Source organism: Alteromonas sp. WD8-37, assembly GCF_055326825.1.
The window spans coordinates 1,045,952-1,069,368 of the sequence record NZ_JBUZOV010000001.1 but is presented as its reverse complement, the minus strand read 5'-3'; the positions used below and the strand labels follow the sequence as shown (position 1 = coordinate 1,069,368).

At 49.8% G+C, this 23,417-nt stretch carries 24 protein-coding genes; 8 read left to right on the top strand and 16 right to left on the bottom strand.

The genetic code is table 11. The annotated features are described in order from the left end of the window. Nucleotides 1–28 precede the first annotated feature (28 nt). Nucleotides 29–1,912: a monovalent cation:proton antiporter-2 (CPA2) family protein gene (locus tag ACTUJZ_RS04740; RefSeq protein ID WP_463635100.1), complete on the bottom strand. Its 1,884-nt coding sequence runs from the start codon at nt 1,910–1,912 to the stop codon at nt 29–31. Between the two features lie 220 nt (nt 1,913–2,132). Next, nucleotides 2,133–4,205 carry a catalase gene (locus ACTUJZ_RS04735; protein WP_463635099.1) on the bottom strand — a complete coding sequence of 691 codons (2,073 nt, stop codon included), beginning with the start codon at nt 4,203–4,205 and terminating at the stop codon, nt 2,133–2,135. Nucleotides 4,206–4,408: 203 nt separating this feature from the next. Between ACTUJZ_RS04735 and ACTUJZ_RS04730 the strand changes: the two genes are divergently transcribed. After that, nucleotides 4,409–5,539: a GGDEF domain-containing protein gene (locus ACTUJZ_RS04730; protein WP_463635098.1), complete on the top strand. Its 1,131-nt coding sequence runs from the start codon at nt 4,409–4,411 to the stop codon at nt 5,537–5,539. Nucleotides 5,540–5,548: 9 nt separating this feature from the next. On the opposite strand, the gene ACTUJZ_RS04725 is transcribed toward ACTUJZ_RS04730, so the two are convergent. Together ACTUJZ_RS04725 and ACTUJZ_RS04720 are read right to left on the bottom strand one after the other, a co-directional pair. Continuing rightward, nucleotides 5,549–6,547 carry an NADP-dependent oxidoreductase gene (locus tag ACTUJZ_RS04725; RefSeq protein WP_463635097.1) on the bottom strand — a complete coding sequence of 333 codons (999 nt, stop codon included), beginning with the start codon at nt 6,545–6,547 and terminating at the stop codon, nt 5,549–5,551. Nucleotides 6,548–6,597: 50 nt separating this feature from the next. After that, on the bottom strand, nt 6,598–7,257 hold the full coding sequence (locus tag ACTUJZ_RS04720) for a DsbA family oxidoreductase (RefSeq protein ID WP_463635096.1): 660 nt from the start codon (nt 7,255–7,257) through the stop codon (nt 6,598–6,600). 313 nt (nt 7,258–7,570) lie between these two features. Between ACTUJZ_RS04720 and ACTUJZ_RS04715 the strand changes: the two genes are divergently transcribed. Together ACTUJZ_RS04715 and ACTUJZ_RS04710 are read left to right on the top strand one after the other, a co-directional pair. After that, nucleotides 7,571–8,158 carry a hypothetical protein gene (locus ACTUJZ_RS04715; protein WP_463635095.1) on the top strand — a complete coding sequence of 196 codons (588 nt, stop codon included), beginning with the start codon at nt 7,571–7,573 and terminating at the stop codon, nt 8,156–8,158. Between the two features lie 168 nt (nt 8,159–8,326). After that, a complete protein-coding gene (locus tag ACTUJZ_RS04710) occupies nt 8,327–8,731 on the top strand; it encodes a response regulator transcription factor (RefSeq protein ID WP_463635094.1) in 405 nt (134 codons plus the stop codon). On the opposite strand, the gene ACTUJZ_RS04705 is transcribed toward ACTUJZ_RS04710, so the two are convergent. Continuing rightward, complete coding sequence (locus ACTUJZ_RS04705) at nt 8,728–9,546, bottom strand: endonuclease/exonuclease/phosphatase family protein (protein ID WP_463635093.1); 819 nt, start codon at nt 9,544–9,546, stop codon at nt 8,728–8,730. The genes ACTUJZ_RS04710 and ACTUJZ_RS04705 overlap by 4 nt on opposite strands. A 523-nt stretch (nt 9,547–10,069) precedes the next feature. Here ACTUJZ_RS04705 and ACTUJZ_RS04700 point away from each other — a divergent pair. The 4 genes from ACTUJZ_RS04700 to ACTUJZ_RS04685 all read left to right on the top strand — a co-directional run bounded on the left by ACTUJZ_RS04700 (nt 10,070) and on the right by ACTUJZ_RS04685 (nt 14,812). Beyond that, nucleotides 10,070–10,720 (top strand): BON domain-containing protein, encoded by a 651-nt coding sequence (locus ACTUJZ_RS04700; RefSeq protein ID WP_463635092.1) that lies wholly within the window; start codon nt 10,070–10,072, stop codon nt 10,718–10,720. Between the two features lie 296 nt (nt 10,721–11,016). Beyond that, on the top strand, nt 11,017–11,199 hold the full coding sequence (locus ACTUJZ_RS04695; RefSeq protein ID WP_463635091.1) for a hypothetical protein: 183 nt from the start codon (nt 11,017–11,019) through the stop codon (nt 11,197–11,199). Between the two features lie 294 nt (nt 11,200–11,493). Then, nucleotides 11,494–12,381 (top strand): MlaA family lipoprotein, encoded by an 888-nt coding sequence (locus ACTUJZ_RS04690; protein WP_463635090.1) that lies wholly within the window; start codon nt 11,494–11,496, stop codon nt 12,379–12,381. Then, nucleotides 12,341–14,812 (top strand): efflux RND transporter permease subunit, encoded by a 2,472-nt coding sequence (locus tag ACTUJZ_RS04685; protein WP_463635089.1) that lies wholly within the window; start codon nt 12,341–12,343, stop codon nt 14,810–14,812. Before ACTUJZ_RS04690 ends, ACTUJZ_RS04685 begins: the two co-directional genes overlap by 41 nt. Nucleotides 14,813–15,071: 259 nt before the next feature. On the opposite strand, the gene ACTUJZ_RS04680 is transcribed toward ACTUJZ_RS04685, so the two are convergent. Both ACTUJZ_RS04680 and ACTUJZ_RS04675 read right to left on the bottom strand, forming a co-directional pair. Next, nucleotides 15,072–15,299 carry a hypothetical protein gene (locus tag ACTUJZ_RS04680; protein ID WP_463635088.1) on the bottom strand — a complete coding sequence of 76 codons (228 nt, stop codon included), beginning with the start codon at nt 15,297–15,299 and terminating at the stop codon, nt 15,072–15,074. 23 nt (nt 15,300–15,322) lie between these two features. After that, nucleotides 15,323–15,499 carry a DUF1328 domain-containing protein gene (locus tag ACTUJZ_RS04675; RefSeq protein WP_018982048.1) on the bottom strand — a complete coding sequence of 59 codons (177 nt, stop codon included), beginning with the start codon at nt 15,497–15,499 and terminating at the stop codon, nt 15,323–15,325. A 229-nt stretch (nt 15,500–15,728) separates the two neighbouring features. Here ACTUJZ_RS04675 and yfbR point away from each other — a divergent pair, with 229 nt between their 5' ends. Next, entirely contained in the window at nt 15,729–16,376 is a 648-nt protein-coding gene (yfbR, locus tag ACTUJZ_RS04670; protein WP_463635087.1) for a 5'-deoxynucleotidase, read from the top strand. Nucleotides 16,377–16,393: 17 nt separating this feature from the next. On the opposite strand, the gene ACTUJZ_RS04665 is transcribed toward yfbR, so the two are convergent. The 9 genes from ACTUJZ_RS04665 to ACTUJZ_RS04625 form a co-directional block, all read right to left on the bottom strand. Continuing rightward, complete coding sequence (locus tag ACTUJZ_RS04665; RefSeq protein WP_463635086.1) at nt 16,394–16,834, bottom strand: DUF2383 domain-containing protein; 441 nt, start codon at nt 16,832–16,834, stop codon at nt 16,394–16,396. A gap of 236 nt (nt 16,835–17,070) precedes the next feature. Next, a complete protein-coding gene (locus ACTUJZ_RS04660; protein ID WP_463635085.1) occupies nt 17,071–17,646 on the bottom strand; it encodes a CC0125/CC1285 family lipoprotein in 576 nt (191 codons plus the stop codon). Nucleotides 17,647–17,655: 9 nt separating this feature from the next. Then, nucleotides 17,656–17,907: a hypothetical protein gene (locus ACTUJZ_RS04655; protein WP_463635084.1), complete on the bottom strand. Its 252-nt coding sequence runs from the start codon at nt 17,905–17,907 to the stop codon at nt 17,656–17,658. 2 nt (nt 17,908–17,909) lie between these two features. Then, nucleotides 17,910–18,401, bottom strand: coding sequence for a hypothetical protein (locus tag ACTUJZ_RS04650; protein ID WP_463635083.1), 492 nt, complete (start codon nt 18,399–18,401; stop codon nt 17,910–17,912). Nucleotides 18,402–18,416: 15 nt separating this feature from the next. Further along, complete coding sequence (locus ACTUJZ_RS04645; protein ID WP_463635082.1) at nt 18,417–18,755, bottom strand: DUF883 domain-containing protein; 339 nt, start codon at nt 18,753–18,755, stop codon at nt 18,417–18,419. 390 nt (nt 18,756–19,145) lie between these two features. Beyond that, a complete protein-coding gene (locus ACTUJZ_RS04640) occupies nt 19,146–21,203 on the bottom strand; it encodes a response regulator (RefSeq protein WP_463635081.1) in 2,058 nt (685 codons plus the stop codon). 20 nt (nt 21,204–21,223) lie between these two features. After that, nucleotides 21,224–21,676: a response regulator gene (locus ACTUJZ_RS04635; RefSeq protein WP_463635080.1), complete on the bottom strand. Its 453-nt coding sequence runs from the start codon at nt 21,674–21,676 to the stop codon at nt 21,224–21,226. Further along, nucleotides 21,666–23,216, bottom strand: a complete 1,551-nt coding sequence (locus tag ACTUJZ_RS04630; protein ID WP_463635079.1) for a sensor histidine kinase — start codon at nt 23,214–23,216, stop codon at nt 21,666–21,668. Before ACTUJZ_RS04630 ends, ACTUJZ_RS04635 begins: the two co-directional genes overlap by 11 nt. After that, nucleotides 23,185–23,412 carry a hypothetical protein gene (locus ACTUJZ_RS04625; protein WP_463635078.1) on the bottom strand — a complete coding sequence of 76 codons (228 nt, stop codon included), beginning with the start codon at nt 23,410–23,412 and terminating at the stop codon, nt 23,185–23,187. Before ACTUJZ_RS04625 ends, ACTUJZ_RS04630 begins: the two co-directional genes overlap by 32 nt. Nucleotides 23,413–23,417 lie beyond the last annotated feature (5 nt).

Below are 23,417 nucleotides of genomic sequence, written 5' to 3'. Positions count from 1 at the left end.
GATAAGCCAGAAACACTCACCCGGTATGTCAGGTCTCATTATCGCGGTCGGCAGACTGCCGGGTATCGTCCGATGTTTGCTTGTTGATGGCCTCGTTAAACAATGTTTCAAGCTGCATAAATAATTTTAGATAATTATTGTCCACTCGCACTCCAGACGTGTCATCTAACCAGGCTTCATACAGCTTATCTGACTGCTGGGCTTCAGTTTTTTCGTACAGGCTTATATGCCGTGCTACCTGGTCTTCGTCATACCCATAACGGGTCAGTGCCCCTGCACTTAGCTGAAGCGCTGAGTGGTAGGTTTCCGTCACCGTATAGTGCGCCCCGGCGTGACGCAGTCGGTAGCCATGGCCACGATCAAAAGCTCGTGCCAGCACATACACATCGGGAAATTGTTTGCGTACATACTTGACCATGTCTATCGCTTGTTGGCGATTATCGATCGCCACAATCATCATGCAGGCTTGTTCGACACCGGCCGTGGCCAGAATATCTGGTTTGGAGGCATCGCCAAAATAGGCTTCGGTGTTGATGCGGCGCATTGCTTCTACTTGCTCTGAACGAACGTCCAACACTACGGTGGGCACCTTGCTGGCTACCAGTAAGCGATTCACAATCTGACCAAAGCGGCCAATCCCAGCAATCACTACCGGGGCTTTCTTGTTGACCGTGTCCGGCTGGCGACGGTTGGTTTTTTTAACATAGGCCGGCCAAATCAGCTTATCAAACAAGATAAACAGACCCGGAGTTAAAAACATAGATAGCGCCACAACCAGCAACAGTACCTGGGCCACCGGCTCCGGCAGCACATTATTCTGGGTGGCGTAGGATATTAGCACAAAACCAAATTCACCGGCTTGCGCCAGGCTGAGGGTCAATAGCCAGCGATCACTCCCCTGAATGGAAAATAGTCGGGCAATAGCAAAGATAATAATGGCTTTAACCACAATCACCGCCACTGTCAAAGACAGCACAATCACCATGTACTCATTCAGTACAGATACATTGATACCAGCGCCAACTGTTATAAAAAATAAGCCTAACAGCAGGCCTTTGAACGGGTCGACATTGGAATGCAGTTCATGGCGAAACTCACTGTTGGCCAGTACCACGCCGGCTAAGAAAGTTCCTAGCGCTGGCGACAAGCCGACAATACTCATCAGCGCCGCAATGCCGATGACCAGCATTAATGCGGTAGCAGTAAATATTTCCCGAATGCCTGAAGCGGCCACAAACCGAAACAACGGGCGGCTCAGATAATGCCCGCCTACAACAACCAGCGCAATTGCACCAATCACCGTTAGCCCATAGGCCCACCCTGGCAGGCCGGCTACAAACCCCTGGGCTGCGCCATGACCCTGCGCCTCGCTGGCTCCAGCTGATTGTGCCACCAGCTCCGGGGCGGCCAATAGTGGGATCACAGCCAGCATCGGGATCACCGCGATATCCTGAAACAACAACACCGAAAATGCGCCCCGGCCCCCTTCATTTTGCTGTAAGCCTTTTTCTTGCAGGGTTTGCAATACAATGGCGGTGGAGGACAAGGCTAAAATAAAGCCAATGGCCACCGAAAGCTGCCAGCTAAAATCAAGCCACAAAGCAATCAGTGTGGTGGCGGCGATGGTTAAGCCAACCTGTAGCCCGCCCAGGCCCATCAGGCGGGTTTTCATAGCCCACAGAGTCTTCGGCTCCAGCTCCAGGCCAACCAGAAACAACATCATCACCACACCAAATTCGGCAAAGTGTTTGATGGTTTCTGTTTCATCGCCCACCAGCCCAAATAGCGGGCCAATGGCTACACCTGCTAACAAATAGCCCAGCACCGATCCCAGACCGCAGCGCTTGGCAATAGGTACAGCGATGACCGCCGCCGCCAGGTAGATAAATGCCTGTAAAAAATAACCTGTCATTTAGACGGAACTCCTATGATTTGGACACCGCTGCGCTTGTCGGTAGTCGTTTAACCGATGCATCAGCTCGGGCGCATCTAACACCTACTACGTGTGAACACGTGTTTGGCATTAACTGGTGAGATGATTGGAATTAGTAGAGCAGGGAAGTGTGAGCTTGGGGTGACTGTATAAAATATCCCGGCTGCAGGCGCTGAGCGCCTGCAGCCGGACGCAGTATCTACGGGTTACGTGACCAGAACCGAAGCCCGGCGAGGGTTTCGATAAAGTCGTCCGCAGAGTGCTGCTTAAGATCGATACAGCCATCATCCATTTTTTGTACAAGGTTTACTTCTTCAAAAAGCGGCTTAGCGGCTTCCGTAAACCCAATAAATTTTTGATGGGCAAAAGCATCAGTTACAAAATCTCTGGCGGGTGCACGGGAGGCAAGATGTTCAGCACCATCTTTACTGACCAGTACAGCCACAGCGTCGTACAATACGGACGGGCCACCATCTATAACCTGCTGAGCACGGACATGGGTGCCTTTATCTGTGACTACGCCGTGCACCGTCGGGGCGACAACTTCAAACATAGCACCACAAGCTTCTAAAGCACTGGTCAGTTGCTCGTACAAGGCTTCATCCATGTTATCGGAAGCGAGGATCCCAAGCTTGCGCCCTTTAAACGAAGAGGGGGCATTTTTCAAAATACTTAGCGCATCTGAGACTGGTAAATCGGTACGTGGGGCCATGGCTGCTTCTGCAGCTGCTAGCATTTCTTTAAAGCCCAGCCCATCTGCAACGCTTTTAGCCAGTTGCTCATCAATATTGAGCAGATGTGACACCATGCGTTCGCGAATCGGCTCATGTTGCACTTTGGACAACTCAAACACGAGAGCATTTTGGATGTGCTGTTGTTCCACCTCTGTCTGACTGCGATAAAACTGAATTGCCTGGCTATAGTGGTCGGCAAATGTCTCTGAGCGATAGCGGGTTTTTTCGCCGCTCACCGGTTCCGGGCTGCTACTGAAGCCGCGCTCCGGGCAGGCCCGTGGGTTGTGCTCATCTCTGGACCAGGAGTTTGGTTCATAATTTACCCGACCTTTAGGATTGTGCATGGCCATATGACCATCTTGTTGAAAATGCCGGAAGGGGCATTTGGGCGCATTGACCGGAATATGGGTAAAGTTTGGTCCCCCCAAGCGTTTTAGTTGGGTGTCCAGGTAAGAAAAATTGCGGCCCTGCAACAGGGGATCGTTGGTAAAATCGATACCCGGCACGATATTCTGCGTGCAAAATGCGACTTGTTCGGTTTCAGCAAAAAAATTGTCAACTACGCGGTCAAGTACCAGCCGGCCAATTTTTTGTACCGGCACCTGCTCCTCAGGAATAAGTTTGGTGGCATCCAGCACATCAAATTCAAAATTGTCGGCAAATTCCTGATCAAAAACTTGCACCCCTAGTTCCCACTCCGGGTAATCCCCGGCATTAATGGCAGCCCACAAGTCGCGGCGATGAAAATCTGGATCGGCACCATTGATTTTTAATGCTTCATTCCACACCACTGACTGTAGCCCTTGTTTTGGCTTCCAGTGAAATTTGACATATTTTTCCGTACCTTCCTGGTTTATGAACTTAAAGGTATGCACGCCAAATCCTTCCATAAAGCGAAAAGAACGAGGAATGGCGCGATCCGACATGGCCCACATCACCATATGCATAGCTTCGGGCGAGAGGCTGACAAAATCCCAGAAGTTATCATGCGCGGTTTGTGCCTGAGGGAAGCCTCGATCTGGCTCTTGTTTGGCGGAATGAATAAGATCAGGAAATTTGAAAGCATCCTGGATAAAGAAAACCGGAATATTATTACCCACTAAGTCCCAATTGCCTTCCTGGGTATAAAGTTTTACCGCAAAACCGCGTACATCCCGGGCCAGATCCGGCGAGCCCTGATTGCCCGCCACAGTTGAAAATCTGACAAAGGCCGGCGTTTTTTCCCCTTTGCGCTGAAATAAGTCAGCGCAGGTCAAATCACTTAGCGATTCATACGTTTCAAAATAACCATGCGCGCCATAGCCACGAGCGTGAACGACACGTTCTGGGATGCGCTCGTGATCAAAATGAAAAATCTTTTCACGTAGAATATGGTCTTCCAGCAGAGAAGGCCCTCGTGGCCCGCCTTTAAGTGAACTTTGGTCATTGCTAATCGGACAGCCCTGGGCGGTGGTCATTACCTGGTCGCCATTTTTAGGTGTTTGATGTAGTTCGCCGCCCTGGCCGCGCTGATTATCAAATGTAAACGATTCTGCCATTCTCATTTCCTTAAGTGGGAGGGTAAAGTCGCCGGACTGCTCACCGACTCAAGCTTGCTACATTTGCCAACCAATGACCGGATTACATCAAAGGGGAATTTAATAAACCAGTGCGACGAAAGGCTAAATTTACGCGTTTTAATTAAACAAAGCTGGTCATTCAGGGTGAGCCCGTTCTAAGCTTATACTTAGTTATGAGGTGGATGTGGTATCAAATTTTGATGAATCAGGCATTTGAACAAGAACATACGCGGCTTCGAATCGCTGTGTTGGTCGGCCCGTTTATCATTCTGGTGTTTATGGCAGCGGACCTGATGTTACTGCCTGACCCGATGCACACTCTGTATCTGACTAACCGCCTGGCACTGCAACTGCCAGTGGTACTGCTTACTGTGGGCGCAGCATTTTATCGCGCCTGTGACCGGGTTTTACACTGGATCTTTGCCGCACTGCTGCTGTGGCTGGTCTTTACCAACTACTGGCTGATCTATCAAAGCTGGGTACAGTTTGATTTCGCCTTTCCCTATGAAGGTACCATTTTATACGCCTTTTACTGCGCGTTTGCTTTGCGCATGCCAGCCTGGCTGATGCTGGCCAGCAGCCTGATTGCGCTGGCCGGGTTTATTGGCCTGATGGCAATCACCATGGTGTATGGTGAGCGCAGTGCGATTTCCGCTTCCTTTGTGGCCGGCGGGCTGTTCATCTGTGTGTATGCCAAATTTCGCTTAGATAACACCCTGCGACTGCTGAAAAACCGTAATCAGGAGCTGGCCAGGCTGAGCACCCAGGATGCGTTGACCGAGCTGTTTAACCGGCGCGCTTTGATGCATGCCAGCAGTTCGCTGCTGGCGGTAGCTGCCCGTCAGCAAAGCCCCGTAGCAGTGCTGTTGTTGGATCTAGATGACTTCAAACGGTACAACGATCATTTCGGTCATCAGCAGGGCGATGAAGCCATCATGCATCAAGCGGTGATTTTGCGGGAGGTATTTAAACGCGACAGTGATATTCTAGGTCGCTACGGCGGTGAGGAGTTTATGGTAGCGGTGAGCGGATTAACGCAGGCTGAATTAGACATTCTGTGTGCCGAAATTTTAGAGCGCTGGCAACAAGCTCAGCTGCGGCATGCCCCTAATGCAAAAAAGCCGGTCATGAGCTGCTCGGTTGGCGCGGTGTATTGCCAGAATGCTGCGCAGGCAAACTTAGGGCAGTTGATTGAGCGGGCGGACCAGGCGTTGTACCAGGCCAAACATGAAGGTAAGGGGCGATATGTGATCACCCCTTATCGGCGTCAGCCAGTGTACAATCCGGCAGTGCGGCATTGCGAGCACGGCTGAGGAGCTGGCCTATAATCGGACCATCAATTTGCCTTTGTTTTTGCCTTCAAACAACAGGTTCAGGCCGTCCATCGCGCTGGTGAGTCCGTCGATGATATGCGAACGGTATTGGATCTTACCGTGCTGCACATACGGCGTCAGTTGTTTGATAAGCTCATCACTGTTATCCAGATGATCAGGCATGGCAAAGCCCTGCACACGGATCCGCTTTTTAATCAAGGGCAGCCAGTTAGGGCCGGGGGCGGGCTCGTCAGCCTGATAATCTGAAATCAGGCCACACACCACCACACGGGCATGGGCATTCATCCGGTTCACAATCAAATCCTGAATGGGGCCGCCGGTATTTTCAAAAAATACATCAATGCGCTCCGGCGTAAGCTCTTCGAGCTTTTGCTCCAGGTTGTCGGTGCGATAATTAATCGCTCCATCAAAACCCAGGTCTTCGGTGATCCACTGGGCTTTTTCATCCGAGCCCACCACACCAATCACTCGTAAGCCTTCAGCCTTGGCAATCTGGCCAACAATCGAACCCACCGAGCCAGCCGCACCGGTCACAATCAGGGTTTCGCCTTTTTTGGGTTTACCGATATTGAGTAGCCCTTGGGTGGCGGTCAGGCCGGGCAGACCAAACACACAGAGCGCGGTTTCTTCATCAATGTCTTTTTGCAGCTTGGTCATGCCTTTGCCATCGCTTAAGGCATATTCGCGCCAGCCCATCATGCCCATGACCTTATCGCCTTCGGCAAAATCCGGATGGCGCGAGGCAACCACCGTGCCCACACCGCTGGAGCGCATGACATCGCCCAGTTCCACCGGAGCGATATAGCTTTCTTCATCAGCGGTCATCCAGCCTAACATGGCCGGGTCAAGGCTCATGTAGGTTTGCTTGATCAGAATCTGGTTGTCTTTGGGCTCCGGCACAGACTGCTCTTTAACATCAAACAGATAAGGGCCAATCTTGCCATCTTCCGGGCGTTGCGTGAGTCGAATTTCAGTATACGTAGACATCAATTTGCTCCACAGAATTTCTGGTTGAGATACCGGTACGCTCCAGCTGCCTATTTGGCTTGATGATCCTGCTCATCCTCGGCAATTTGCTGTAACACACCGGCCAGATAATCCGGCTCCTGGGCACCAGAGATGAGATATTTTTGATTAACCACAAACGCCGGTACCGAGGTAACACCTGCTTGCTGCCAGGTGTGCTCTTCGTCGCGCACAGCGTCAGCATAGTCATCGGTGTCCAGCATCGCAGCCGCGCGCTGGCGATTCAGCCCGGCATCTTCCACGCATTGCAGCAACACGTCGCGTTTATCTACTGACTCGCCCCGGCCAAAGTAGGCATCGAACAAGGCCAGCTTCATGGCGGTTTGTTGATTAAATTCACCAGCCCATTTGACCAGCCGGTGGGCATCAAAAGTATTGCAGGTGTAGCGTGACGCCATGTTGGTAAAATCCAGCCCCAGTGCACTGGCGGCATCTTTCATCTGCTGCTGGGTTTGGGCGACCTGCTGTTCATCCATGCCGTATTTTTTGGCCAGCGCGGGGCCTATGGGCTCAGGCGTGGCATTGGGGTCCGGGTTGAGTTCAAATGCCCTCCAGGTCAGCGCAATATCCAGCTCTGGCACTTGCTTAAGTGCTTCTTGCAGGCGGGCATAGCCAATGGCGCACCAGGGGCAGGCGATATCAGAAACAAGGTCGATGGTTAATGTGGTCATAACTACCTTCAATTGTGGGTGTCCCTCTACAATGAGGATAGTGCAGTAATTTTAAAGTGGGCCCGACGCAATGATAATTGTAGTTGGTGTTATTAATACGCATGAACAAGGGTTGCGGACCCATTGTAAAGCAGCCCCGGCGTCTGGCCGGCGGCTGTACAAGTAACCGATAAGTTGACCTGATCCCGACCGACTTGAATAAGGTACAATGTTATACTTATCAAAGCCTTTGCTAAGCCTTTAGTACGTGCAGTAAAATGCATGCTAAGCTCAGGTTTTACCTGCAGGATGCATCAATAAAGGAATAGCTGTATTGGCTTCTACGTCTCATTTGTCATTAACTACCCTTACAAAATCCGAAATTCGTGAAGCCAATGTGTTTTCCGGAATCAGCCCCAAAGCCATGCAGCGCGTGTTTTATGCCTGGTTGGCATTTGTCGCCGTGGTCAGTGGACTGGTTATTTTTGCTCCTGCGCTGAGCCTGACATTCATTTTGATTACCTTAAGCTGTCTGGTGGTATTTACGCTGGCCATGTTTGCACAAAGCCGCCTGTTTGAAGGGTGGCCGGCTGTGCTGGCCGGTCAGGATCATCTATTGATGGTGCGCGACCCTTACACACGGCAGTTTTTTTGTGTGCCGCGTGAACTCATCAGCGCGGTGGAACCGACTGTGATTAAACCGAATAAAAAAGCCATTGCGGTGGTGCTGCAGACCGCGGCGCTCAACGAGCAGGACCGCACCATTTTGGAACAGGCGGTGTGGCCGCGAGAGGACAGATTGCTGGCCCTGGCGCACTATGTGAGTCGGGACAGAGCGGTGAGCCAGATTCGGCAGTTTGTCGGGGTGCATACGCAAGGTGCTGAAACAACGGCGAAAAATCAGCAAAACAGTGCAAGTTAAGCCCAAATGTGGTTTGATTCGTAATCATTACATAATATTTAAGATGGCCTGGCCTGAGTCATGCTTGTTGCTTGAAGCCTTTTAGGATAAACAGGGTGGAGCGCGCGTGATCTCCATAACCAACCCATCAACGTAATCCAGCGCCCACGCCGCTGATAGGAACGCAACATGCAGCAAGCAACCCCCTTAGAGGTGCTGGTCGTTGAAGATGACCCGGTAACCGCCAGTTCCATTACCACCGTGCTGGCCGGCTTAGGCTGGCAGGTCGATTTTGCTGCCAGTGGCCGGGTGGCTATCAAGTTACAACAACAACGCCAGTATGATGTGGTGTTGCTGGATATAACCTTACCAGATATGCATTCTATCGATGTGTATAAGCTGCTTAAAGCACAATGGGGCGAGGCATTGCCGGTGCTATTTATGCGTGCCAGCACCGAACAGGATATTCATTTAACCCTCACTGCTCATGATGCCCTGTTGCCGGATGTGGCCGACACCAAACAGCTGGTGGCCTTGTGCCAGAGCCTGGCCGCCTGCGCGGCTGCGAGTACTGCCCAGAGCCTGACAGGTTAGTTGTCAGGTAAAATTTTCTCGTCGGTTTGTGGTGCCGAAGACGATTCACAGTGCACAGCTTCGCGGCTTAAGTGCAAGGTGATCATCAACGGGAAATGGTCTGAGCCATAACCTGGCAGGCGCTTAATATCTACCAAATCAAAATGGTCGGTGTGAAAAACATGGTCCAGCGGCCAGCGCACCAGTTTGTGCTGGGCATGAAAGGTATTAAAAAAGCCGCGGCCACACCGTGGATCACGCGCCCCGCTGAATTTTTTAAATTTGCGGGTGGTAGGGGACCAGGCCACGTCATTAAGGTCGCCGGCCACAATGATAGGAACGTTTTGCTCGGCAATTTCCTGACCGACTAAAGTTAGCTCTTCATCGCGTGGCCCGGCGGTTTCATTTTCTGTGGGGCTGGGCGGTTTGGGATGCAACATGTATAACCGAATTGTTTCGCCATCCAGCTCAAGTTCAATGATTATCGACGGCACATCGTCTTCTACCAAATAACGCAGCTCTTGCTGTTTAAACGGTTTTTTACTGTACAGATGCATGCCATACAGGTTTTCCAGCGCACATGGAACGCGGTACGGGTAGGCATCGTGTAACGGCTCTAGTGCATGCTCCCAGTCTTTATTGCTTTCCAGGGTAACCACAATATCCGGCTGGTGTGTCTCGACAAGATCTATCAAGCCTTGATAATTGGTGTTGTGCATATACACATTGGTGTTGAGAATGCTGATACTGCGCGCATCCGAAGGCTTATCAATACGGCTGACTTCCTTGCCGCCAAGCAGGGTGTAGGGAAAAATCCAAAAAGCCTGGTAGACCATACAGGCTGTCAATAAGCCAATAAACATTATGGTCGGTGTACTTATACCAGTCAGATATATTAATCCGGCCCATCCGGCCAGGGCGAGCAACATGAGGACAATAATCTGAACCCGGGGAAATTCCCATACGCGAATCAACCAGTGTTTGCCGGGTAGGTGCGGGGCAACTGTGGTAAATACTAAAAATATGCTGAAAGCGGCCAAAGCCTCAAACATAGGTACAATCCTTCTTTACAACGGCAAATAAGAAGATTACAGAAGCGTAATTTTCAGTGGGTGTAACAATTCTACGCGGCCCCCCGCGTTAAGTTCAGAAACTGTCCTGATGAAAAGCAAACGCCAGGAAGATTGTTTTAAGAGGAAAATTTTTCCTGTCGAAACCGGTAAAGCTTGCACGTTTGCAGCATAGGGCTGGCAAGCTAAAAATCTTGCGGCTGCTTTCAAGCACTTAGCTAACTTGTTAGAAGTACGTGTTGGCATGAACTTCGCTAGAATACCTTGTCTTTAAAAAGGAGATGTAGCTATGAAACGTACAATACTTTCTTTACTGGTAGCAGGTACATTAAGTACAGGTGCTGTTGCTGCAGATATGAATAACCAGAACGATTGGGAAAAAGGTGCTAAGGATGCCTGGATCGATGGCAAAGCAGAAGCGACCTTGCTGTTTAACGGTAACCTTAACTCATTTGATATTAATACCGATGTTAAAGATGGCAAAGTCATCCTGACCGGCAAAGTGGACACCTCGGTTGATAAAAAGCTGGCAGAAGAGCTGGTGGAAAATATCGATGGTGTGATGTCTGTGGAAAATAATCTGACGGTCATGGAAGAGCAGGGCGATATGATGGCCTCATCTGATGGCGATACCGACAGCGAAATGGCCGACAGTGAAGTGGAAAACGAAATGGAGTCCGCTGCCGAATCGACCTCCAGTGAATTGGTGGATGCAAAAATTGCCACGGTCATTAAAACCCGTCTGTTAATGGACTCAGATATCTCCGGTTTTGATATTGATGTGGATGTGGAACAGGGCAATGTGACACTGACCGGTGAAGTAAAATCAGATGCCGAGCGCGACCTGGCGGTCGAAATTGCGCAAAATGCCTCAGATGTGAAAAATGTAGAGAACAATCTGCATGTGAAAAGCAAAGTGGCCATGAATGATCCCCAGTAATGGCTGGTGGTTCAACCAATTAAAGCGCCCACCCGGGCGCTTTTTTTATCTGCGCAGATCAGTGCGATGAAGATGTTATGTAAAAATTTCCCGACCATGGGAAGACTTATGCATATGGGTCTTCGGTCTAATTTTAAAATTCCCTACAACTTTTTCTGTAGCCGTTGATTTTACTGGCTTATGAGCAGTTTTTGTCGTTTTGTAAACTTGGCGTAATGTTTGAATGGTTACCATTAAAGGAAGATAAGTATGAGCACTTATCTAACGTACACACTTTGTAATGAAGGACGGGTAATATGAAATTCCTAAAGCCAAAGCGTCAACCTCAACCAGCCAATCGCTTTCAAAAATACCTGCAAAGTCAGCCGGTTTTCAACTGGTTCGAACGTTACGAAAAAGCCGATGTGTCTGGCGCTGCCGGCAATCTGCAAAGTACCGAAACGTCTACAAACTGGATCGCCAAACGAGTTGGCGAATAAGCACAAATTATAGCAACGCGGCGCCCGCCGCGTTGCTCACAGGATGTATCCATGCACTATTATTTATTCAATCGACACATAATCAATTCAGTCATTTGTGCGCTGATGTTCGTCATCATTTAATTACATTTTCAGTAATGACTGGCAGATTTCTCTCCCGGACGATCGAATTTCCCGAAACTGCGTAATTAATTTCATAATCTCAATCACTTGGCAGTACAGCCAGGTTGGTGTGGTTCGTGGCAGAACCGGTGGTAGGGTGAAGTGACCCACTTTCAAAAAGGGCCTGGCATAGTGAATTCTTCTCGTTGGTTATACAGTTTTTGGTTTGTTATTGTGTTGTTGGCAGGCTGCAGCAGCACCGCCGACCAACCCCCGCAAGCCGCTGCAGTGCAAACAAGCCAGGCAGAGTCCGGTAAGCAGGCGGTGTCTGAGCTCAGTGCCGGTAAATCAGTCAGTGTACAAACTAGCCAGGGAACCATAGAGGTCGAGCCTACCGTGGTGGCCATGCCTGCCACTCAGGCCAAAGCGGATTCGGTCACCGGGCAGGTGGCTTACTACGATCCCTGGGAAAGCGCTAACCGGGCGATATTTTCATTTAATCATACGCTCTACAGTTATGTGTTGATCCCAGCAGCCGATGGGTATCGGTTTGTGGTGCCTGCGGCGGCCAGAGACAAAATTGGCAATGTCTTTGCCAATATTCGTGAGCCGCTGAATTTACTTAATAACCTGGCCAGTGGCCAGTTTCGTCAGGCTGGTGCCAATGCCGGGCGGTTTATCATTAATTCGACGCTGGGCTTGTTTGGATTATTCGACCCGGCCTTACACTGGTTTGAGATCCAACCGCAACCGCGCACGCTGGCAGATACCCTGCAATATTACGATGTAGATGCCGGCCCGTATCTGGTGCTGCCCATCTTAGGACCCGGTGATACCCGCGGCGCATTTTCAGTGGTCACCGAAGGCTTTATCCATCCCATCAATCAACTGGTAGATGCGCCAGAATCCTATTATTTACGGGCATTTGATGGCTTTGACGATTTTTCGCAGCAGGCGGAGACCTACGAGACCCTGCATCAACAAGCCGACGATCCGTATATCTATTTTAGAAACCAATATATTCAGGGACAGCGCCGCGATGAGTACTTCCAATTCCGCCAGGGCGACACTCAGCCATAAACTTGCCGGCATCATTGTTGCCGGCCGCTGGCCAATCATCGGCGTTTTCGTACTGGCGCTGGTCTTTTTTGCCATGCAGCTTAGCCAGTTTAAAATTGATGCGTCGGCCGATACGCTGCTGGTTAAAAATAACGAACTGTATATTCAGAACCAGGTGGTGAACCAGACCTTTTCACCGGATGAGTTTATCTTGCTGGCCTATGAGCCCACCGCCCACCCATTGTTCAGTAACCAGACATTTGCTGATATCGCGGCTCTGTCAGATGAGCTTAAAAAAATAGAGCGGGTGGCCAGTGTCACCTCAATATTAACCGTGCCGCTTATTAATGATGCCGAAGCGCTCACCGGTAACACGGATGTGAGCGCGCTGACCTGGCAGAAACAGCGCTATAGTCCTCAACAGATGGAAAGCCTTGTTAAGGGGCATCCTATTTTTACTGATTTGCTGGTGAATCAGGCAGCCACCGCCACCGCGATTCAAATTGTGTTTAAGGCACACCCTGAGCTGGCGGAATTAGAGCGCAAGATTACGAATTTACAGAAAACGATACTGAAGCGGCCGCTTACCGCAGAAGAAGAGCAGCGGCTTGAGGCTCTCCAGCAACAAGCTGATCCCATACGCCAGCAGTTAACCCAAACCCGTGAACAAGAGATTGCCGCCATCAACGATATTGCTGGTGCAGTGAGCGAGCAGGCCAACACCTACCTGGGCGGCTCTTATGTGGTGGGTCAGCATCTGATTGATATTATTCAGTCCGATTTACGCATCTTTGGCAGTGCCATTGCCGCGGTAATTGCAGTACTGCTGCTGGTACTGTATCGCACTATCCGCTGGGTAATATTTCCATTGGGTGCCTGCGCAGTAAGTGTGACACTGACCATGGGACTGTTTGGTTTTTTAGACATGCGTACCACAGTGATCTCAGCTAACTTTATTGCCTTGCAGCTAATTCTTACTCTGGCGGTCATGATCCATTTAATCGGCGCATATCGACAGCACAGCCGCGAAACGCCAAACTCTAGCCAGCATGAGCGCATCATCGCCACCCTGGATGAAAAACTCAGCCCTTGCTTTTTTGCCACCCTTACTACCTCTGTGGGATTTGGCTCACTGATCTTTAGCGGCCTGCAGCCGGTAGTCGATTTTGGCTATATGATGCTTAGCGCCATGGTCATCACTATGGTGGTCAGCCTTCTGTTGTTTCCTGCAGTGCTGGCGCTGTTACCTGCACGGCGTGAATCGGGCGAGTATGCCTTTATCACCCGATTACTGGATGGGCTGCGCCGGTTAAATTTGCGCGCGCCTAAGACTGTTATTGTGGTAATGGCCCTGGTATTTGTGGGGCTGGCTACCGGCATCAGCCGGCTCAATGTGGAAAATTCCTTTATCGACTATTTTGCCAATGACACGCAGGTGTATCAGGAACTGGCATTTATTGACCAGCAATTTGGCGGGTCTACCCCGTTAGATATCATTCTGGATGTGGCTGAGGTCAATGATAATGACCAACTGGTGCTTACCGCCAATGCGGTCAATCAACTGCAGTTAGTGCAGGCCGCGGTAAATGCCTTTGAAGCAACCGGCAGTGTGACGTCGGTGGCCAATTTTACGCAACTGGCGAAGCAACTTAACGACAATAAACCGTTAACCGAGTATGAGCTGACCACCATCTATCGGTTGCTGGATGAAAAAGTGGTGGACCAGCTAGTAGGCTCGTATTTTTCTGCTGAAAATGAACAATTGCGCATTGCGGTGCGCATTCAGGATACCACTGAAGGTTTGCGGCGCGATGAGCTGATGAAAAACCTACGGCAGGACCTGCAGACAGTGGGAGTGGCACCCGATGACGTCATGCTGACCAATTTATTTGTGCTGTATCAGGATATTTTGAGCCGCTTGTTTGATTCGCAGATCACGACCTTGGGGATTGTGTATGCTGTGCTCGGACTTGTATTGCTGGCAATTTTTCGCTCGCTGAAGGTGGCGTTAATTGCATTGGTGCCAAACATCTTAACCACCCTGGGCATTTTGGGTGTGATTGGCTGGCTGAATATCCCGTTAGATATTATGACCATCACCATTGCAGCCATTGCCATGGGCATTGCGGTGGATGATACCATCCACTTCTTACACGCCTATTTGCGGGGCCGAACAACCGGTAAAGGCAGTTCGCCCGCCGCACGGGCCAGTGAATCTGCGTTTGGTCATACCGGGTTGGCGCTGATGGTCACCACCACCATCATTGCGGTAGGCTTCTCACTGTTCGGATTTTCAGATTTTGTGCCCAGCGTGAATTTTGGCCTTCTTACCGCCTCGGCTATGGTTTTTGCACTTGTCACCGACGTCACCTTACTGCCCGCCTTGCTTAACTGGTTGGTAGCCGATTCCAGCGACGATGCCAGTGAAGCGGACCAGGCACCAGCGAACTAGATTGAAACTTTACTCGCGAAGTGGGTGGCCAGTGATAGCAGATGGGTGTCCAGTGATAGCAGATGGGTGTCCAGTGATAGCAGGTGGGTGTCCAGTGATAGCAGATGGGTGTCCAGTAATAGCAGATGTGTGTCCAGTAATAGCTGGTGGGTGTCCAGTGATAGCAGGTGGGCCCAGTAATAGCTGGTGGGTGTCCAGTGACGGCAATAAGATCAAAAAAGCCCGGCGCGGGGCCGGGCTTTTTGATTAAAGGAAGCTATTAGCAGTCTTTATCTTCTGCATCCATTCCTTCTTTGACGTCTTCACAGGCATCTTCAACCGCGTTGCCTGCTTCGTCCATTGAGTCTTCCATTTTCTCGCTGGCTTCTGACATGGTTTCATCCAGCTCTTCACCCGCGTTTTCGGCACCGCCGTCATCGCATGCGGCGACAGACATAGCAAAGCCTGCAATAAATAGGGTTTTTAGCAGATTTTTGTACGACAACATAGTCCTTGCTCCTTACAGGTTATTTATACTTTCGGCGATTTGCCGCGTAATGCATTAGCAATCAGTGAGATCACCAATAGCGCTACAAAAACAAAAAACAAAAATTGGGCAATGCCTGTTGCTGCGCCAGCAATGCCACCGAAGCCAAAAACTGCTGCAATAATGGCAATAATGAAAAATGTAATAGCCCAACCTAGCATGAATTTATCCTCGTTTTGTTTCCATAAAGTCGAAGTAACTAATGCTCAAATTGTGCCAAATCGCAAAGTGCTGATAATTAAAGAAAAAACTGTAAAGGATTAGGGGTTCTTACAATTCTTTCATCACTCTTACAAGCGCTCCTGCACTTTTTACATGAAAACTCTCAAATTTGTTCAGGCTAGCTGAAGATTGATGAGGTGACTGCTACACTGAGCACTTTCGCGTGCTATGAGAAATGAGATGAAAGCCAAATCTGCGTTTATCGGCCTGATGCAACGGGCCCGCAATGTCAAAAGGTGGCCTCTGATGGCCCAGTTTCAGGAAGAAATGCTCTCTACCCATGTTTATGAAGCGTCGGTCATCGCACACATGCTGGGTGCGATTGCTGCCGATGTTTACGGGCAGGATGTAAGTCCTGACCGGGTGGCTGCCATGGCTATTTTTCATGAGGGCAGTGAAATTGCGGGTATGAGTGATATACCAAGCCCGGTCAAGTATCACGATCCGGCTACTACTGCAGCCATCAAAAAGCTTGAGCATCGATTTGAGGGAATGCTCTTACAAACGTTGCCAGAGCCGCTGAGACAGCGCTATGAACCCTTGATTCAACAGGATAAAGAAGATATTCATGTGCGCCTTGCCAAAGCCGCAGATATTTTGTGTGCTTACCTAAAATGTGACTATGAAATGTCGAAATCCAACAATGAGTTTGCCAACGCACTGGAGGAGATGGAGTTGCAATTAACTAAATATCGGGAAATGCATGAAGCTGTAGAATATTTTTGTCAGGTCTTTTTAGAAGGGGCAACCGGGACGCTGGACGAGCAAACCCGGGATCTGGACTGGGTAGAAAATGCCAACAAGATACATCTGTAGCTAGCCGAGCAGGCTAGCTAACAGGCGTGAGCACGTTGTAGCGAGCGCATTTCATCCAGGCATTGTTGCATGCGGCTACGGATGCAACGCAATTCACAGGCAAAAGCCTGAGGGGGTTGCTCATCCAGCGCATCATCAATCAATGTCAGAATTTTATATTCAACTGTGTGTAATTGATCAGTAAAAGCTGGGTCGTTAGTAGCAGAAAGGTTTTTGGTCAGATCGGTATACATCTTTCGTAGCCCGACAGTCCAGTCTGTTTGGTCACTGTGCTCTTGTTGCACGTGCGGTTGTAAAGTTTTAACAGCCTGTTGTTTTTCTTCCAGCATGCGATGAAAAATGGCGCGCGTGGCCGCCCCCTGAACCTGGGCGATACCGCGCTGATAAAACCCAATGCCACTGTTCAACACCTTGATGATGTCAGCGACTTTATCAGCGTTAGGAGGAATTTGATTCACATTGTTCTCCTTACAAAAGGCCATTTACGATTAACACAATCTATGACAGAGGTAATGCAGACTTTATTCCAAAGGTATGCATAAAAAAACCTGAATATTAAAAATTAAACCTAATTAAAACAAACGATTAGCGAAGCAGGTGAGGCAAGTACAGAAGCAGGATCGAAACAGTCAGAAGGTGCTGGGAAGAATTTGCCAGCCTTATGTAAAAGCGAAACAACTGCAACGCCGTCGCGCTACAGTTCCAGAGATTCTGGCAAGCGCTGCAAAAGCTCTGCAACATTAAACGCATTTTGCCCGGTGCTGACCTGACTATCGCCCATGCGCACCACAATCGAATAATAGACATCCTTGGCACGTGCTTCTTCAGTGCGTAAGTCAGCATCACTAGGCTCAAAGGGCTGGGCCACTTCATTGCAGCCTGACATGGTGCATTGTTCTTCCTTAAGCACCGGCGGCAGGGTGTTTTTGCTTTCGCGTACAATTCGCTGGGTCTTGTTCACTTTTCTCTCGATGTCAGTTTTGACTATCGACACCCAGTCATATCCCTGTTCGTTGGCTAGTTGAGCTGCGCGTAACAAGGTGTATTCCTGAACGCGATCCGCGGGGGTGGTTTCGGTCGCTTTAAACATGACCCGGTACTGGCTATCTGCCAATTCCATACTGGAATAACCATAGGCATCGGCCGATTTGGCCGGTTTGAATGGGGTTGCTTCGGTTGAGGTAAAACTGGAGCAACCGCCAAGGCTTGCGGTGAGAATTAACGTAGCGAGTAACGCCTGGATAGGGCGGGGGGAACGCCGTGCCGGCATAATAAATCCTTATGTCACAAAATGAAAAAAGGCCGTCCGTAAAAATGAAATCAATGCGTGCTTACGCTTCGATTTAGGGTTACTGGTTGTGGCACCCTTGAATGCACCCACCGCAAAGACACTCATCAGGACAGCAGGCTTGGCTACCATCAATCGAGTGTGATGTTTTGCCAATTGCGTGGCATGCTCGGCATTATTACGGGTGCGTGTGTAATTAAGATGTGCATCATGCACATTTTTTTTCTCGTGAGATAAAAACATGCTTAAGAGTCCTGTTCTCGGTCGACACCGGCCTGTCCGGTAATCGCACGCCAGATGGGCATTACTGTGATACGTTTATACCCCTCCAACACTGCCTTAACACAAACAGCGATAATCGCTCCGTTTAGTACCAGCAAAATCAGAGTGGTCACCAACAGTGGCAAGCCCGCGCGATCCATCGCTACACCCAATGCTGCATTGATAATAACCCAACAAATGCAGCTTAAAACAAATGCGCCGCCCAGCCCTATGCAGGTGACGATCAGTGATTTTTTCGCCAACGCTGTTTCTGCAGCAACAACTTCCGACAGTGCTGTCCACTGGGTACGCTTAGCAGAAAACATTTCCTTCAAGGCATCAATGGTGTCACTTAAGGTGGTGTCTTCGTAGGCGGAAGGCTCGGTTACACACGCCAGAACCCAACCAGAATCTCTGGTTGGGCCTAGTGAAACAGGCCCATGGGGCCTGAATGATGCGGTAGAAAAATCAACCATCTGCTGCCACCGCAATTATTTTTTGCGGAGCAGAGACGTTACTAACATGCCTGCAGCGAAGGCGATACCTGCTGCAGCGACCGGGTTTTCTACGCAATATTTACGGACACCCGAGGTCTGCCATTTTTTCTCTGCCAGGCGTTTACGTGCCGCCATATTTTCCGCTGAGTCATTGGCTGTGGTACGCAGATTCTCTTCTGCGCGGCCTGCTGAAGTAGCAAGTTTATCTACTGAAGAATGCAATGTTTCCTGAAGTTTATCTGTCATAGGGTGTGTGGACTCCGTGACGCCGTTAGGTTTAGTGGTATCGGGTTTAGTAGCGGCTCCTGCCGGTGCTTTAGTTTGCGTAGCCATATTCATCTCCTTGCTAAGTTATGAATGCATAAGCAAATTGCAAAGCGCGTACCAGTCACTATCACTAAATTAAATTTATTCAATACAGTAAGTTATAAAAAACTCTATAAATGACACATGGTTGACCAAGGTAAAAACTGCATGACAATGTAATTCTTTCGTGTTGGCAGAAAGTGTTGGAAGTGCACTGGGATGTGAGTGTCCAGAAAAAATAATGTGACTTTTTTTCAGGATGACCGGACACATGGGTGTCCATTAACCATCTTGTGCCAGCGTTCAGTATTAGGCAAGGTGTGGGTGTTCAGAATCCATCTTCTGACTTAAATACAGCACTCAGCACGCTCAGCGACTGGCACCGCCAGAGCGTGCAAAAGTAAAGAAAAAGGTGGTTCAGGCGCTTAGCAAGGCAGTTAAATCGTCTTTACTGACCGGCTTAAGCAAAGCCTGGTGGATATTGTGATTTGCCAGATCCTGGGCTTCAGGCTCTCGGCCACTGACCACCACCACCTGCAAGTCCGGATGTTGGGCGTGCATTTTGTCAGCCAGATCAAAGCCGTGATAGTCAGGTAGGGTAAGGTCTAACAACGCCACATCAAATGTCTGAGAGGCCAGGGCTGTGAGCGCGGCATCACCGGTATTGGCCACCTGTACAGTATGGCCCTGATAGGTCAGTAACAGCTCCATTAAATCAGCGGCATCATGATCATCTTCAATCACCAGCACATGTTTGGCAGTCGCTGCTGCCGGCTGACGCGGCGAGCTGTCTGACTTAATAGCAGGCTCTGCGGCTGGTTCTGCCTGTTCAGTCGGAGTCTCAGGATTATCATTAACCCCATTGGGCAGGCTATACGGGTCCGCTTCCACCGAATTGGTGCGAATCAGATATTTATCCAAAATCTGCATCAGACCGCCTTTTTCGATAGGCTTACCCAAAATATCATCAAATCCTTCGTCCATTAGCGACTGACGCAAGCCCTTGCGGCTGGCCGCGGTAATGGCCACCACTGCGGTTTTGCAGTTATGCTTACGCATGGCTTTGAGCGCATCGATGCCATTCATCACCGGCATGTGGATGTCCATCAGTACCAAATGAAACGGCTTGCCTTCCTGCTCAGCCAACAGTACCGCTTCCAATGCTTTAACGCCGTTTTCGGCATAGGCGACCTGGGCGTGGCACTGGCTAACTAAATGGCCGGTAAGGCGGCGTAATTCGCGCAAGTCATCCACAATCAGCACGCGGCCCGAGACATGAAGATTCATGGCACCAGGTGTGCGAGAACTGGGCACGGCCAGGTTGAGCTCCTCTCGTGGCTCGTCACCGATATCACCCGGGTCCATGGTAAAGGAAAACACACTGCCTTTGCCGAAAGTGGAATCGACAGAGATCTCACCGCCCATTTTGTGCACCAGCTCGCGGCAGATAGCCAAACCCAAACCAGCGCCGCCATGATTGGCCCGCATCACATCCTCAATCTGTTCGAATGGATGAAAAATATCATCCAGCTTATCCGGTGGCATGCCAATACCGGAGTCTTTGACCCGAAAGCGCAGCATTTCTTTGGCCCGGGGAGTGGGTGCCTGGAACACTTCCAGCGACACATCCACATTGCCCGAATCGGTGAACTTCACCGCGTTACTGATAAGGTTAATCAATACCTGGCGCAAACGGGTGGGATCGGCTTTGATGGTTTCGGGTAACGGGGTCTGGCAATTTATAGATAAACGCAGGCCTTTGTCTTTTGCGGCCAGATTCATCAACGAATGCACATCGGTCATAAAGCCGGACAAGTTAATATCTTTGGGCGATAACTCAAGCTTGTTGGCCATGATCCGTGACATGTCCAACAAATCGTTGAGCAGGCTGAGCAGATGTTTACCATTGGTATGGATGATCGACAATTCTTGCTGCAGCCGTTCGTTGGCCGCATCGTCCAACAGCAGTTCGGTATAGCCTAAGATGGAGGTGAGCGGGGTGCGTAACTCGTGACCCAGATGGGCTAAAAATTTGTCTTTGGCCTTGTTTTGCTGTTCGACTTTATGCCGCTCGATACGCTCATTTTCGATTTCACGACGTACCATGGCATAGCGCATAGTGCGCATGAAGCGGGGCGATTCAATCTCACTTTTGTTGAGATAATCGGCCGCCCCGGCACGCATCACCGCTTCATCAACCTTGGCATCCGACTGGCCGGTAAGAATGACCACCGGAATACTGATGCCCTTAGATTTGATGATATTCAGAACATCGACAGCGTTTTCGGCGCCCAGAATATAATCGAGCAGGCAAATATCAAACTGCTTACAGCGAAAGGCGGCCACAGCCTCAGCACTGTTGGTAACCCAGGTAATATCAAACCGGGGCTCTTTGCACTGGGATAAATAGTCTGCGGTCAGAAAATAATCATCTTCATCATCTTCAACCAACAGTACACGGATTACTTCACTCAAAACTTATCCCATACCCTCACTTAATCGTGCGGTAATTCTACAAACTCAATCCAGTAGCGGCCCAAGGCACGCATTAAATCCACCAGGCCATCAAAATTGACCGGCTTGGTGATATACGAAGCGCAGCCCAAATCGTAGCCACGCAACATATCTTCTTCTTCTTTGGAGGTGGTTAGGATCACCACCGGGATACCCCGTAAGGCTGGATCGGATTTAATTTCCTGTAAGGCTTCGCGACCATCCATGCGAGGCATGTTCAAGTCCAACAGGATCAAACTGGGGCGCGGCGAATCTTTCGGATCACTGTATTGACCTTCACGACGCAAAAACTCCAGCAGTTCCACGCCATCTTCAACGCAATACAGGTTGTTCAGTACCCGGCTTTCCTTGAGGGCATCCAGCGTCAGCAAACGATCATCTTCATCATCGTCGGCCATCAAAATATTGATGGGCATAGGGCTTTTAGCTGTCATGAGTTACAACTCCTTCAATTGAGGGATTCGCAAATGGCTCACCATTTTGCGGAATAATAATAGTAAATTTGGCACCCTGACCAGGCTCACTTTGGGCTGTGATCTGTCCGTTGTGACGCTCTACAATCCGTCGGCACACAGCCAGGCCAATGCCGGTACCTTTATAGGCAGTACGGCCATGCAGGCGTTGAAACGGCGCAAAGATTTTTTCTGAAAAGGCCTGGTCAAAGCCAATCCCGTTATCTTGTATGGTAATGACCACCCAGTCAAACTGATTCGCCATATGTAAATTCAGCAACTCCTCTTCTCGAGGCGCGCGTGACGCCACCGAGATCAGCGGCGGCTCGTCGTCGCGTTTGAATTTTATGGCATTGGATAACAGGTTCATTATCAGCTGTTCGATCTGGGACTTATCCCCATGGATGGTGGGCAGCGGGCCAACATCCACGGTGGCCTGCGCTTCTTCAATGGCAATTTCCAAATCGTCCACCACGGTGGTGGCGAGCTCATTGAGGTCAATCTCGACAAACTCTTTACCCCGGGTAGAAACCCGGGAAAACGCTAGCAGGTCACTGATCAGCATGGACATCCGCTCAGCGGCATTAAGCATACGTTTTAAAAAATCGCGGCCCCGATCATCAATGACTTCGCTGTAGCCATCGTCGATACGGTTACCAAATGCGCGGATCTTGCGTAGCGGTTCCTGCAAATCATGGGACGCTACAAAAGCAAAATCTTCCAGTTCCCGGTTGCTACGGGCTAATTCCTCGGAATACACCTGCAATTCCTGGGTGCGCTGATCAATCTTAAACTCCAGCTCCTCGTTGAGGTTTTCTAAGGTACGCTGATGGCGAATGGTTTCGCGCATGTTGATTTTCAGCAAAATGAAGATAGCGATAATCAATAAAGCCGTGGTCACACTGGACACAATTAAGGTGTTTACCGAATCGCGGCGCAGCTGCATCAGGTTAGCCAAATGCTCTCCCTGAATTCGGCGCTCAGACTCGTCAATCTGGAGAAACTTGGCTTCAAACTCTTCGTATATCTGCAGTCCGCGGTTGGAGCTGAGCAGGGCTCTGGCCTGGTCAAATTGGCCATTTGCGCCCAACTGCACGGTTCGCATCATCTGCTCAACTTTGGCCCGGCTTAACGTTACCAATTCATCGATATTGTCTTCTTGTTGCGGCAATCCTGAAGCTGCCACACTGGCAGTCACTTCATCAATCAGGCCAGGAAGATGACGCAAGGTCGCATGATAATCCTTCAGGTACGCCTCGTCCTGGGTCAGCAAAAAACCGCGTTCACCAGACTCAGCTTTAAGCACCGCATTATGCAGGGTATTGACTGCATTGATGACCCGATTTGTGGTAAATAAGCGCGATTCTAAGGTGGCCAGTTCATCCAGGGTACTGACCACATAAAATGAATTGCCAGTGATTACAAAGACAATCACACCCACCAAAATAATCCAACTGTAGATGGATTGGATAAACTTATTGAGCATGGGATCAGGAGCCTGAATTTGAATCGTTAAAGGCATCCATCATTTCGGTGAGTGCCTCACTGCAATCTTTTGTGCTAGAAATAATCTTATTAAGGGCATCTTTGGCGCGCTCGGCCGGCACATCGCCGTCGAGCGCCATTTTCACCAATTCAGCCTGCATGGAGATACGGTTTAACGGTTTACGCGCATCATGGACATGCGCCGCTAAGTCCGCAAATTCTTGTTCTGTCATAACTT